Origin of the sequence: Oceaniferula spumae (assembly GCF_042849255.1) — a bacterium.
Classification (GTDB): Bacteria; Verrucomicrobiota; Verrucomicrobiia; order Verrucomicrobiales; family Akkermansiaceae; genus Oceaniferula; species Oceaniferula spumae.
Map to the genome: position 1 here is coordinate 323150 of NZ_AP026866.1, position 14302 is coordinate 337451.

Sequence of the window (14302 nt, forward strand, 5' to 3'; positions counted from 1 at the left end):
GATAGATTAATCTGATTGGTTGTTTTGAGGGCGAGATGGAATGTGTGGGCGACACTCTGCGTCCACACCTCTCATAGAGTTTGGAGCTGCCCAGCAGTTTTCATCATGCCACTCGCTCGGACATGGAGCCCCGTAAGGGTGTATGAGCGGGATATCCGAACTATCGTGTTTAGGAAAATACTCGTGCCAAATAATGGAGTTGGAACTTTCCCATTCTTTGATGCGTTTATCAAAGCACTGGTTAAGGTCGTGCAACATCCGATCTTTTTCCTTCTGATCAGAAGTTAGAGATTCGATGCGGCGCTTTAAAATAGGTAGACATTTTTTTGCCATGGTTTCTTTGGCTGTGCCCAGAAAAGGTTTGGGTTTTGATAGATCATCCATTGGTAAATTTTGTCTAACCCAAGCAACCATTACAGCATGAAGGGCTCGATCCAAAACGGGAATTGTATAGGGTGTCACGCTTGAGGGTTCTACACTGGCGTAGAGCTTTCCATGGTAAGCTTGAAAGTGCTCATAATGGGAGAGATCTCTGGGTTTATTCGCACCGTAGTTCACGAGAATTACCCCTGGCTTTTTAGTGTTACGACCAACACGGCCCGTCGCTTGGATGTATTGGGCCGTTGTCTTGGGCTGGCCGGCGACAGCCATGATTGCCAGTCGATCAACATCGACACCAACTTCGATAATGTTTGATGCCAAGCAAGCGTCAACGGGGTATTTTCCCTTTGGAGGTTTAAACGCATATGGACGGTCAAGAGCATCGAGTGCCCGAGGTACCTCGCTGCTTGCCAAACGACCAGTGAGTTCAAGAACTTCATTCAAATAACGTCGTTTCCCATCTACACCTTTAGGATACCAACGGTTCTGAATATTTCGCAATCGTTCAGGAATATCAGCGCCAAAAAGAGTAAGGCTGCCTCCCAATTCCCTTAAACTGTTGAAAAATACTAACAACGTCCACCATGGGTCGCGTTCCTTTTCTGTAGAAAGTCCCCACGCTGCTGCGAGCAATGATGCATAGAGCCTAACACTTGTAGTCAATGCGGATGAGTAATTCTTTGGCAAAACGCCAACATACATCCGCCCCGGCAAACGTTTACCTGCATCATCGACTGCATATTTCGCAAAAAAGGAATCGGAAGCATCAATCCCAGGAGGGGGAAATACGGTTGTCTGAGTGCGAGCATATAAGTCTCGAATTTGGCGATCCGATGCTCTCGTTGTCGCGGTGGCGGCAACAAGTTTAGGCTTTATGGGGTTTTCAGTATCTCGATAATCGGTAGAAAGCTCATCAATCAAAGATTCATATAAGCCGACCATGCTCCCTAGGGGGCCTGTAATCAGGTGAAGTTCATCTTGAATGATAAGACCGGGAGGCGATTTTACGCGCTCCCCTCCATCATCAATTCCAAAAATACTTCGGCATTCTTCTCTCCATGCTAACCCTGCGAATTTATCGACCGTTGCTATGAGATAGGTGGGGGGAGATTTGTAAATATTTTCGTCAACCACCTCAACCGGTAATTTTGAGCGGAACGAACAAGCATGGTCGGGACAGTGGAGAGATATTTGTTGGCCTGCTATTTTTACACCATCAACCTCATACTGGTAATTTGCTTTTTGGTTTGGACCCATGGCAGCGCCGCACCAAGGACATTTCAACAACACCATCTTGTAGTCATCAGGTCCGTTCTTCTTTGTATCGTTGATGGACTTTTTAGCGTCTTGTATTGTGTTTGGAGTCGTAGAACTACCAACCCATATTCCAATAGTAAATGGTGCTGTACCAAGGCGCTCATACTTCGGACGTAATGTCTCTAGCGCACAAATTAAGGAGGAAGCTCTTTGGAATTGCTGAGCCGTCAACAGCCTTAGCGTGTAACGCATGAGGACTTCAGTGCCGGTGTCTTCAGGGTTACGTAGCCGCCTTTGTAGAATCGAAAAAGCAGCGCAAGCGAGGTAAGCTTCTGTTTTACCACCACCTGTTGGGAACCAAATTAAATCCACAATCTCCCGTTCCTTGGCATGAGGATCCGCCAAGGCTGTGATGTTCATTAAAAAGAAAGCAATCTGAAACGGTCGCCAAGCGCGCTCGATCGCTTCATCGGATTCTAGGTTTAAGGCTTCGTAAGGCGGTTTATAGGTCAGCCTATTAGCCGCCTTGTCCAGCTCAGGGTTACGGGTCTTTATTTTTGAGGCTAGAGCCTGGAGTAACATCGCCTTGTTCGTGAGCCTAAACGCCAAAGAAACATCAGGGTGGTTTTCCTCATCTACAAGCATAGACAAGCCATCTTTCATCCGTTGTATTACTTCAGCACACCTCTTCAGATGACGTTGCGCGGTGCATTTGAAATCTGACACTAAACCATCCGACTCGACATATTTTTCTTGGACCCACCTTTCATATGCGGTGATCATTCGTTCCAGTAGCTGGACGGATTCGTCCTTCCGAGAGTTGTCAGCCAACACAGAAAGGGGGATGATCAGATCTTCAAATTGACCCGGATCTTGAGGGTTCTCGCACTGAAGTGAGGGAGTGATTGATGGGACCTCGTAGGCCGGAATAGGTTCCGCACAGACACTCAGAGCTCGGTCGCCAAGCCCATTCAACTCCCAAGTGCCAGCGCAGCCATGCCCGGTGGAAAATGTCTTTTCGTTTCGATAGAGCAAATCAAGTGATTCCGTTTCCTCATTACTGTTGGATGATCTTGCTTCCGGATAATACAAGATTGCAGATGCAGTATCCGTCCCGGCTTTTGCGGTGAACCTTGACTGGAACAGACAAAAATCACCCAGTAGTTTTTCGTCCAAGCAATGCGTACGATTCACCAATGATACGGTGATAAGCCTAGCTGACGCAGGGTGTTGATCTCCGGGTATTTTATCCCTTCCTCTGACAAAAATTTCAAAGTTGACCTCAATGGGAGCTAGTTCCTTCAAGGCTACCTTTATAGGTTCTATTTGCCCCTCTGCCTGAAGCAATGTTTTCAGAGATACGGATACTACGTCATTGATAGCAGTGCGGGCCCACCACCTGAGAGGTCTATCAGCCACTGTAACTTGACTAAGTCTTTTGTAGCGTCCTCCGGTTGCATGAAGAACTAGATCTCCTTCTGCTGCTGCATCAACGACAAATGAAATCCCCATACTGCGCTGGCTTTTCAAATTGGCTAGTCGCGTCTCTGCTGAGCTTGAGGTTTCTTCTCCCGCAATTTCTGAGCCTCCGGCCTCTGCATATTTCTCGGCTTTTTTTTCCAGTGTTTGTTTTTGTTTGAGTTCATCGTCTGAGAGCTCAAACGTAGAAACGTTTGCGTCCGCTACATCTGCTGCATCATCGGCCTCGTCATTCATGCCATCCTCTGTCTTGGGAAACAAAATCCCCATACCATAGCGAAGTAGTGGACTTTCATTTTGAAGGATTTCCTCTCCAGTTCCTTTGACGATAGGACGAATACCTTGAAATTTTTCGTTATAGCTTTCCCAATCCACGAAGGCCTGAGGCTTGGTAATATCAATTTCTGTTCCTGGGGAAAGTAAGTCGCCCGAGGAAGTGTCGAATCGACTTCCGGGACCGAATATTTCACCCGCTATGGATGCGAGCAGCTTTGTGCGATTTTCAAGGTGTTGTTCCATATTTACTATATTGGTCGAGATTAAATGATTGAGCGGAGAACAGGTTTGAGATCCTCGTGAAGAAATATCCCCAAACAGTGTAGAGCACGGGAAAGCCCGATATAAAAAAGTGACTGCTGATGTGATGAATCGATGGAGTTAAAATCAGTGAGTATGATCACGGGGGCTTCCATGCCCTTGAATTTTTGGATGGTGGTGTAGGATATACGGTTTTTTGCCATGCCGTATGGGGCTACCTTTTGTGACCATTCCGCATCCAGGGCTAGCTGCATGCCCAAACAATCTTCATCAATGGGACTAAGTAATACAATATCCCCGGCCCTATACCCGGCCTTCATACATTCAGATATAAAAGTCGTTACTTGCTGTTTCTGCATCTCACCGTCGGACCAGAATTTTAATTCCGGATCTTCCTGCGTATCGCCACGCAGGACTTTCGCGTAGGGTGGTTTAAGCTGACCTAATGACACCACATACTCTGAGATAGGCAAAGTGTTTCTGCAATTTGCAGATAGTCCAAACATCGCCGCCGACGGAGCGTTGTTGACTCTGAAATCGTTGATTGAAACAGAGCCTTGTGAAAAAATATCCTGTCCTAGAAAATCGCCAAAAAACAGCCACTGGCCACTTGACAACCCGCCGTCCAAGATGAGGTCCAAGAGTTCAAGATAGTGTGGCTGAAGTAGGTCCTGCGCCTCATCAAGAATGATGAAGTCAAAGCACGGGAGGGTATCATCACTTTCGAGTAAGCACTCGATGGCCAGCTCAACGAGCTTACCTTTGAAGAAATCCGGAGAATTTCTAATAGCCGGGGTCAATTTGTTTTTGGCTATGGAATATAACCATTCATCAATGTTGGTGACTACAGCATGCTGGGCAATTTCTTTGCACTGGGAATGCAGTTCTTGTCCAAGTAATTTGTTGAAGCAAAACAGAGCCAATCTAGTTTGAGGAGCCTCTACCGAGGTTCGCCGAAGAGCTTCCGTCGCCAATACCGTTTTGCCAGTCCCCGCAGCCCCCGAGAAGATCATACGAGGATTAAACATCATTTGGTCCAATGCCGAATATTGCTCCTCGGTTAGATGAATGAGATCATCCTCAAGTTTATTACGGCGTGCTTTGGGAGATATGGCAACTTCAAAAATAGGTCGTAAGGAACGTGTAATTCTCTCGCAGCGTTCAATGGAGGCATACTTGGGCTGATTAGTTGCACAGCCCACGTTGTTGCCGATCAAAATGTCTCTTCCTTTTAACAGGATGCTCTTGATGATGGTTGAAATGGGGGCACTGGTCAGCCGGCCCCTGTCAATGATTTGCCAGTCATGCCACTCTGGACTCTTTTGACGGAAAGTTAAGCGTGGGAAACATGCGGCGGACCATGTTAAAAAAGAACCATAAGAGGGGTCGACCTTAACGACGTATTTTCGGAGCGAGTGCATCGCCTCAGCAGCTTGCTTAAAGGGTCCGCGCTGCTCTGGATGGGGTTGGTCTCCGAGATGCCACCCCTGATCGTCAACATGAATTCGTGTGTGTGACTTCACCTCGATAACCAAGATTCCGTATTCTGGAACTATGACTACAAAATCAGCTTCACCAGACATCTGGGTAGTGTGTTGCGCCAGATCCAAGCCATGCAGGACATACCAACCTTCAGTATCAGGATCGTCACGCAAGCGACGGAAAAGTTGCTTTTCTCCCGGGGGTGCTACTTCCGGACAAATGGATGGAATCATGCGAGCCATAAGTCGTCAGTAAGTTCAAATGGATGGTTAAGTTTGGAGATGGGGAGTTCATATTCCCGATGATCAATTTGTTCGATGTAGTATGCTCTCATTTCTGCAGAAGTTCCTAATTCTCCATGGAGCACTTGCATTCCGTTTTTTTCCAGTTGATTGAGATGGGTGCCTTTTGCTGATTTTCTGAGCATCTGAGCTACTTTCCTTCCTGCGCTTTGGTGCGCAGCTGAAATCCTACGCATTGCTGTTATTGTATCAGCCGCTTCATCCTCGCTGTATCCGGTCAGCAGTAATAATTTGAGGAATTCAGTCTTATTTTTTGGCATGATTGTATGTGGGCGTAACCAATTGTTAAAATTCGTCTCGCTGGCTGATAAGACGCCGCTTTTACGTAGCTCATGGTGAGTTCCAAATAGATAGAAGCGTGATTGCACCTTCATCTTCCAAGCTGATTGTTTTTCACGTAGCACAGGAGCCAAGTCACCTAACAAAGAGTTAGCTATACTGGCTGTCATATCGCCGGCACCATGCGTGGAGAACATTACGATGTCACCAGGCGAAAGTGCTGTAACTGGCGTTTTCTCGATCTCATTACAGATAAGTTTAGCCCCACTAGATTGGCGAAGCAAAATTCGATAGATCGAGGCTTCTGTGTTTAGAAAGACGCCCGCATTTGCGGATAATCTTCCGAAATGACATGAGGCAGTTACTTCTACTTCGTCGTCGTTCGGATCCGATTGCTCGAATGATGAAAAGACTTTTGAAGAATCGATCGTCGGGATGATGTCGTCAATTTCAGATGCGGAGATTGGTTCGGTATCTTCCTTATTTGATTCTTCGTCTTCATCGTTAGTACAGATGGTGTAGCTTCGACACGCAGGGGCCTTTAGGAGACCTTGTGTAGTAGCTCCAGTGAAGAGGTGTGGCGAGCCGTTGAAGAAATAAAAATTGTCAGCAGTAGGGGCCGTGAAAAAGGGTTCAAATCCCATGAACGTTAACTGATTTGCACGAGGGGAATTTAAGACGTGCATTGAACCAGCTAGAGTAAACCAGCGAGGAGAACCCATCAGGATAAGTTGATCGAAATGATTTTCTTTTTTTAGATCGCTGGGAGTTACAACGTGAACAGGAACACCTATATCGAAGGTATCGAACCATTTGGAGACATGCTGACAAACCCTTCTGCCTTCTACGACTACGCCTAAGCGGTAAAGGGAGGTCTGCTCATTGTCAGGATCAATGCCTTCGGGGAGAGCATCGAGAATCTGGTCCAGAAATGGATGCTGCTCAATTTGAAGTAGAGATTGAAACTTTGTATTAAGATCGTCAAATAGCTGCCTAGTATATGGCTGAGAACTTTGTTTGAGTCGTCCCAACCCATCAATTCTCGGGCACCATGGAAGCAAGGATTGACCTTCAACCGGTGTAGTCAAATAGAGGTGGAACCAACGTTTAATCGATCTGAGGAACGCAGCCCATTCGTCTGCAACCTCGCTCTCTACAAGCTGTCGCCGGAATGCGCCTAGGGCGGCGTGAAACTGCCGGACATGATCCGACGTAACAGAAATGGTGTTCAGCCCCGAATCCTCGGTGCCGTCCTCTCCTAGGACGCTTTCCATCGCGGTATAAACCTGGTTGGTTTCAGTGAAGTTCATAAGATTAGCGGTACCATGCACAAATATCAATCCCTGCTGGCTTCAGGTCGAGGAGACTATCGGATATAGTAAGTTCAGCTTGTGGACATCGACGAATGTAGTTGTCATTAATCATTGTTGTAGCATCGAGGAAGGATGGTTCAGTACGGGCTATGCAAAATACGACTGATCCAGTTGGCGCAAAAATATCATAATCAAGTGATTGAATAGCTCCGGAGACGATTTGAAGTTGGGCTAGGTGTTTATTCGTACGAGGGTTAATTGTAGTGTTTGATGATCTAGCTACGGCGCTTTTTGTCGATTCTGCGAGCCGCACTAGATCCCCTAGGTATATTGAGTCTGTTTTGTTGACAGTAGGGATTAAGGTGGCGATGGGTAAATGCGTGGCAACTTCCCCCTGCACCCGGGCCGAAGAATCAAAAATATTGCAGGTGTTATGTGGTTTCCCCGCCAAGGAATACGCAGCTTCTTCATTGCCTTGAAAAAGTGTAGTTAACCCTTTCAAGTTAATTACCGTATCTAGCCACCGACGTCTGGATTCGATGTTTTGCGTAGTTTCGGTTAGCTTGACACAATGGAGCAACCCGGGATGGATGTGAGCGATGTGCTCCTTACCTTCTTCTTTATTATTGAGGTAGTATATTGCAAGGCACTCTTCACCTCTGTTATTTTTAGCGATGCCTTTGATGACTCCCATTTTTGTACTGAGTCCTCTTCCTTTTTTGATAACAAACTCAACATGCTCTCCTCGCATATCTGTTAAGGACTTGAGTAGGTCCGCATCGCTTCGGGGACTACCATTGATGGCGTGATGATTTGTTAGGAACCCAGCTGCGATGAGAGGGGATGCGAAATTAAGAGTCGGTAGTGCAACCGCGTAAGTCGGCATTTTTCCTGAGTCTGCTTTCTGAGCTGCATCTTGCCCAAGCGCATAGAGGAATTTTGACCATGAGGTTTGCGAAGTATCCATATAGGGCGGTAAATTGAGCGTAGGCTTTAGGGGAAGTGTCTCTGGACGATGATTTGGTTAGATTTTTCCGCAAGATTATTCTAACCAAAACAAAATCTTTGGACCGTTGGATTCAGGCCAGTTCTGCTCATTGTTGCGGCGGCCTTCTAGCGGAATATTGTGGCGCTTGATGTTACTGAAAAGGGAAAGGATGTAATCGAGAGGCATACAGAGATTTTAGAGACAGGGGTGGGACATTAATGGGAGGATGTGGATTATTTTTAAGGTTTAGGCACTCGATTATGGTGAGGGAGCAAAGTTGTGTTCGAGGTAGAAATCGTCATCAGCGGTATCGATGATGCAGAACTCATCACATAGTTTGTAGTGTTTTTCCAAGGCGGCAGCGATGCTGTGGCGCTCTTGAATAGTGAGACCGCCGCTCGCACCATGGATGTATTCTCGGACGGGGCTGGGAGCGCCACTGATGATGCTACGAGCAGGTGGAGTTTATCATGGGGGACGCCGGAAATGTCCACAGCGTCCTGGCTGTGATTGTAGGCTGGGTGATCCGTCCATCCTGACTCGGTGATAGCATGCTGAATGTTTCCGGTGTCCGCTAGAATACGGATGAATCTATGGAAGCAGGCTTTTTCTTGCTCGTCCATGATGTGAGTGGGTGTCTGGTGTTCAATCATATCACCTTTAATGGGTATGGGGTGTGACGTGTTCGATTTATGGGTGAAGATATTGTTTGAAGATGACTTCGCAAGTTCCTCTGCGGTGCTTGATGTGGGCGATGTCTAGCTGTGTGTATTTTTAGATGTCACTGGGCATTGTGAGGTGATTTTTCTATGGTGGGGTTAGTGAGCAGCGCAATAATGGTTAGGTATGAATGAGTAATGTGATGATGGCAGGGATCAGGATGATGGATCGGAGTAACAGCTCCCGAGAGGGGCTGGCTTAATTCCATTAAAATAGTTCGTCCTGTTTATGACTCGGAGGGTTCTTTATAAAAGGATTGTTGGCTTCGTTTACTAATAGGGTGTCTGGCGCTGGATTGAATGTCATCAGTTCACCGTAGAGGAATGGGCTTAGCTCCTCGTCCGTTAGCACCGCTGGCATGCGATTATGAATAGGGGACATCAGCGCGTTAGCTGCGGTAGTGATCATTGAGAAACATTCCCCCAGTTTATCGGCAGTCTCCCAGATACCAGCCATCCATAGCCACTCGCCATCCCGGCTGGTGAAACGATGTGTTCGTTTGTTTCCTTTCGGGCCTGACCACTCGTAGAATGCGGTCACTGGAATCAGGCATCGGCGGTGTTCTATCGAATCGCGCCACATGGGACTCTCAAAGTTATCGCTACGTGTGTTGTTCACCACTCCAAGTCCCGGACGCTCATAACCCCATCTCATCATGTGCACACTTCCGTCACTCAGATACACAGGAGCCTTGTCGGTGCGTCTGATTAGACGGACGTCGTCTGCCAGCGAATCAAAGCCGCTGGCCGTGAGCGCTTGAGGCGGTTTCTTTTTACCCCTGCCAAATTCGTAGACGCTGCACATGATGATTCAGTAGATATCCTAGATATGGAGATAGGAGAGATCAAACCTTTTGATATGAGCGCAGGGTGGAAACTATGAACGTGCTCATCGAAAGCACATTTTAATGAATGTACGAACAACGTTGGCTTTTTGCCGTGGCACTTGATACGGGGGGAGGTAACTTCACCGATTGTAGTTATCTACGGGAAAGAAAATCCCAACAATCCTTCATAGCTGGTCCTTTATGCAATCTGATCACCTTCAGTGTTATATGTCAGTGAACGGCAGGAATGTTTCCTGTCAGCTGTCTACTCGGTATTGCGCTGGGTGATGGCATAGCATTCCGTCCGACGCTCAGCTTGACTCAGATCTTGAGTCGGGACATTTTTGTGTGTCGGTCGGGTAACCAACCAATATTATGAACGAAAAATATCCATACCCTATCGATAACTCACAGCACATACCGTCCACATTAGAGGAAGCCGAGCGTGCTTATAACCTGCTGGGAGAATTCAAAGAGGATCTTCCCAGTGCCGACACCACTACCTTCCTCGACGGATGGTTCGCGATGCAGTTCATGGGAATCGCCATGCACCCGGACGAGGTGGATGAATGGCCTGCTGATGTGAAGCCGTATGCTAACGAAGCATGGAGGCGACATTACATCGGAGAGATCAATGAGGATCAGCTCTATTGCTCCGACAGCCAACACCAGGGGCTCCGGCTGAAACTAGACGGTAACCTGCGCTGCTACGCCGTAGGGACGCTTGGTGATCAAACTGGATACATCTCAGCTATGAACGATCCAGAGCACGGAAACCAACCTGTGCTGACTGGCGTCGGTTCCATGGCTTACATGTATGAGTCGCCGCGCAAGGCTAACTATGCGTGTAGGCACCTGAAGCTGGACAAGATCGAGATCTACGCCGGCAGTCCGGATAAGGATTTGGAATGTCCGCCAATGACAGGCATCCCGGTCGAGGATTTACTCGACAAGGAAGTGGTCATCCAGACTGAGGAAGGACTTTATCTTTACCGTGATGGCAAGACGCTGGGTGACAGTCATGTCCTTGCTTGCAAGTACATGCTCTACGCAGACAACGTTGAACAGCAGATCCAGCAGGTGAAGACCACACTCGGAGTCACTTGGAAGTGGGTGGACTACTCCACGCTGATAGGTACACGTCCGAACGAGCAATAAGAATATTTACCTGTCGCCTACCAGTGATGGTAGGCGACAGGTAAATTCTTTTTAGCTGTTGGATTCCGTATTTGCAGGGGCCGAATAATTTCCTTTTGGTTTCTTTCCCAACATCTTTGAAACTAGGCATCCAATCTGCCATGCTAAAAATGGAGGCACGGCGTTACCCACCTGGTGGAATTGTGCCGTTCGTGGTCCTTGAAAAAAGTAGTCGTCAGGAAATGTCTGTAACCGTGCAGCCTCACGGACAGTTAGGCTTCTACACTGTGTGGGGTTTGGATGGATGTAATAGTGTCCATCTTTGGAAATATGCGAGACCACTGTGGTGGATGGTAGATGTGAACATTGCACCCGGAACCGGTCATCGAAGATAATCTTCTTTCCGGGCTTTTTGACGTTTTGGTGGTTAGGTAGCAGGGATTCAGGATATTCAGTTAGCTTGGGGCTGTAATTGTGCTCTAGAGTAAAACAGGCAGCGTAGAAATACCGCTGAAGGTCGCTGTCCATGTGATTACGACAAACATGGTTCAACACGTAGGGAAGCTTGCGCTCCCGGTACCATTTCGAAAGTGCTTTCGGTGATGTCTTCGAGGGGTCCCGAGTCTCTGGCTGAATATTCTCACCATTGTTTTGATCCTTGAGTAAATTGTTCAACTGAGAGGAAATTAATTTGGTCAGTCCCTTGTCGGTCTGCTGGGTTTCCTTGAACCACGGCTGCCGTTTAATATCCTTTAGCGTTTCGCACCAATCATCTTCTGACTTTCGGGAGAAACCGCTTCTCCTTGACGGGAGATCGTTAATCACCTCGGCCACAGAAACGTGGTGATCAGGATCAGGAATCAAGTGCTTCATCTGGATACCAGAACCTCGCTTAATCCCGATAATGAATACCCGGTGACGTTTTTGGGGTATCCCTAGATCCTCGGCTCGAATAAGAAAATCGGAGGGGTCATAATCATCGTCTATACTCTTTTGGATGGGCTGAATTAAAGGGTGTAGATCGTAAACGACATCACTCGGTGAATCTCTAACCGAAATATCCGTCGCTTCGCCAGGCTTGTGTAAGTCGGCTCGGATTTGTTTAAAGATCTCGATATTTTTCACATTTGCGGAGAGAATACCTTTGACGTTTTCCATGACAAAAATCGTCGGTGAATGGTCTGCTACGATGCGCAGATACTGCTTATAGAGGAAATGCCGATGGTCGTCTTCAAAGTCCGGATCGGTCCCCTTCATTCTTGCTCGCCCGGCCAAGGAGTATGCTTGGCACGGTGGGCCTCCAATAAGTACCCATTCTTTTGCTCCGTTTAGAGCGGCATCAATCCTTGTTGAAACGTCATGATCGGGGAATTCCTCGCCGCCAAGTTCCGCCAACCATGCTTCATTACTCGCTTCTTCGTAGGCATTCGCATGCTTTTCAATTAGTTCCTCCAGTGCATGCACTGGATCGTGTTGAGCTGCCTCAAAGTAAGCCAATATACTGTTTCTCCCCTTTTTGGTTTTTTGCAGTATCCGGGTGAACGAACGAAACAACAATGTTTCGTGAGCTTGAGGGTCTCTCTCGATAGATAACCTAATGTTGAAGCCGGCACGGGTGAAGCCTTCTCCTAGTCCTCCTGGGCCAGCAAAAATGTCGATTATAGGTATCATTTCTTGGAAGGAAAGAATGCCGCAGGGTGACCTTCAATGAAAAGACTTCTGTCTAACAATGTATTAAATTTTTCACAACTCGTCTCGGGCAAAAGCGAACAGCAGTGGCAGGCCGCTAAATTCAACGAGTCTGGACCTTGTCCTTCGCTAGCTGACTCAGAGCAAATTGGGTCAGATGAGCACCATTGAGCTTCGTCAAGAGCGTTGACGATGATTTCTCCAAGGCTAATTGGGTCAGCTAAGCGTACCAGCCCTCCCATGGTTCCTTCCGCATCGCCAGCTGCTGTATAAATCAGTATTCCACTCATAGGAGCGTCTTTATCAGCTGTGACGTAGAGCCTTTCTCTCAAGGAGGATGAGCCGTAGCCACACTCAAATACCAAGCGGTTGATCAATAGGTGCGCGAGGGTATGCAGGAGCACGAACCGTGGCTCTACAACTTCCGTGGGGCGACCAAGTCGATTGGCCCACGAGTCATGATTATCCTGTAGAGTCTTGATGTGACCAAGTACTTCCTCCGTGCTTTCCCAGTCATGGAGTGCATCTTGGTTGAAATTAATAAATATCCCTTCACCTTGGACAACGGATGCTGGCAGCCAGCGATCTTTGAATTCTGGAGGCATTGTTCGCCATAACGATCTTTGAGGGTGTGGAGCATCAGGTGGAGGGGTCGGCATCAGCCTTGAAAACCCGGCAAATACCCGAGTTTCTCTGAGCTTATCGATAGCTACAATATCATCTATGATGGATGACAAGTTGTTGGGTAGAGCGCTCGTATCCAGATGTCTTAGCACTAGACGATCTTCACGGTCGGTTTCTCCAAGGAATGCGTCATATTCATCCCTACGAATTTGCAGGTCATCGGGAGTTTCGTCATCTTCGAGATCAACGTATCCGTTGCTAGGAGGGGCTTCCTCGTGCCCTTTTAGGCAGTTACCAATTTGATCATCTGAGAAAGTTGTCAATCGAGGTTTAGGCGATGATGCATCCGCTTGCCGTATCCGCATCGTGATCATAGGAATGTCCAAACCGACTTGACGCATACGTTTAATTAAAAGTCTTAATTCGGGCTCTTCTAACATTGCTGCCAAATCTCCCAACGATGGTCGATATTGAGGAGGTATGAAAATAGCACTTTTCACATTACCATAGTGTAAGTTGTTTCCATTGATCAGCGCCGCTCTGAGGGGGCGTGGACAGATCTCGGTCATTTTATCGACACCCAACCAAGGACTGTGGCCACGGCAAGTAAACTCGCTTTCATCACTTAGGGTCATTTGAGTCAGTCCGCTGGACCCGAGGCTATTACTTTTACTTGGAAGCGTGCCACTCATCACACCACCTAATGAACGAGGTTTCGTATTACATCGGGTGCACTCCACACTGATATCGGCTAAGGAACCAGCTCCTTGAGCTTTAAACATCAGACTGTTTTCGCATTCGGGGGAGAAGTTCAGGCTACGGTGCGCCCATTCCAACCATGGAAAATCTTGGAGGTGGCCATAATCGCATACTGCGGCAAATCGAACCTGCTGAAGAGGTTGCTTTTTACAGTCAGCTGACTGGCAACGCAATTTCCCGCGGGTGTGCAGGTCAGCCTTGGTCATTTGATGGCAACGCGAACAATAGTACCACGTGGGGAAACGGTACACAGGAGTGACTAATTCTGGTTGGTCGGAATCTGTTCGGTTTTCCGGTCCAGGGGCTAATCTGAAATGAGACACTCCCAGTTGCTTTTCGAGGCGAGGTTCCCTGATGTAGAGAGGCCCGTCTAAGATAAAGGTGTCAGATGAAGGGTTCCCATTCTTATCTTTGAACCAATCATCAAGCCCCCCAGTTACGACCGCTATTCCACCTTCAAGAATGTGAAGTGAACCGGGGCCAAATGGGGCAATGAGTTGCGAACGTCTTAGTGGATTTAATGCCATGA

General features: G+C 47.6%; 9 protein-coding genes. 1 reads left to right on the forward strand and 8 read right to left on the reverse strand.

Annotation, left to right across the window (positions count from 1 at the left end):
• Nucleotides 1-6: 6 nt before the first annotated feature.
• The 6 genes from ACSPJT_RS01360 to ACSPJT_RS01385 form a co-directional block, all read right to left on the reverse strand.
• On the reverse strand, nucleotides 7-3636 hold the full coding sequence (locus tag ACSPJT_RS01360; RefSeq protein WP_435894583.1) for a helicase-related protein: 3630 nt from the start codon (nucleotides 3634-3636) through the stop codon (nucleotides 7-9).
• A gap of 20 nt (nucleotides 3637-3656) precedes the next feature.
• Nucleotides 3657-5369, reverse strand: coding sequence for an NERD domain-containing protein (locus tag ACSPJT_RS01365; protein WP_435894584.1), 1713 nt, complete (start codon nucleotides 5367-5369; stop codon nucleotides 3657-3659).
• The gene (locus ACSPJT_RS01370) at nucleotides 5366-7027 is read right to left on the reverse strand and encodes a hypothetical protein (protein ID WP_435894585.1); all 1662 of its coding nucleotides are present in this window, start codon (nucleotides 7025-7027) and stop codon (nucleotides 5366-5368) included. Before ACSPJT_RS01370 ends, ACSPJT_RS01365 begins: the two co-directional genes overlap by 4 nt.
• A gap of 4 nt (nucleotides 7028-7031) precedes the next feature.
• Nucleotides 7032-7997, reverse strand: coding sequence for a hypothetical protein (locus ACSPJT_RS01375; RefSeq protein WP_435894586.1), 966 nt, complete (start codon nucleotides 7995-7997; stop codon nucleotides 7032-7034).
• Between the two features lie 260 nt (nucleotides 7998-8257).
• On the reverse strand, nucleotides 8258-8671 hold the full coding sequence (locus ACSPJT_RS01380) for a hypothetical protein (protein WP_435894587.1): 414 nt from the start codon (nucleotides 8669-8671) through the stop codon (nucleotides 8258-8260).
• A gap of 274 nt (nucleotides 8672-8945) precedes the next feature.
• Nucleotides 8946-9542: an SOS response-associated peptidase gene (locus ACSPJT_RS01385; RefSeq protein WP_435894588.1), complete on the reverse strand. Its 597-nt coding sequence runs from the start codon at nucleotides 9540-9542 to the stop codon at nucleotides 8946-8948.
• 397 nt (nucleotides 9543-9939) lie between these two features.
• Between ACSPJT_RS01385 and ACSPJT_RS01390 the strand changes: the two genes are divergently transcribed.
• Nucleotides 9940-10722, forward strand: coding sequence for a hypothetical protein (locus ACSPJT_RS01390; protein WP_435894580.1), 783 nt, complete (start codon nucleotides 9940-9942; stop codon nucleotides 10720-10722).
• Between the two features lie 51 nt (nucleotides 10723-10773).
• On the opposite strand, the gene ACSPJT_RS01395 is transcribed toward ACSPJT_RS01390, so the two are convergent.
• Together ACSPJT_RS01395 and drmB are read right to left on the reverse strand one after the other, a co-directional pair.
• On the reverse strand, nucleotides 10774-12372 hold the full coding sequence (locus ACSPJT_RS01395) for a DNA cytosine methyltransferase (protein WP_435894581.1): 1599 nt from the start codon (nucleotides 12370-12372) through the stop codon (nucleotides 10774-10776).
• The gene (drmB, locus tag ACSPJT_RS01400; protein WP_435894582.1) at nucleotides 12369-14300 is read right to left on the reverse strand and encodes a DrmB family protein; all 1932 of its coding nucleotides are present in this window, start codon (nucleotides 14298-14300) and stop codon (nucleotides 12369-12371) included. The genes ACSPJT_RS01395 and drmB overlap by 4 nt, the downstream gene beginning before the upstream one ends.
• Nucleotides 14301-14302: the final 2 nt, after the last annotated feature.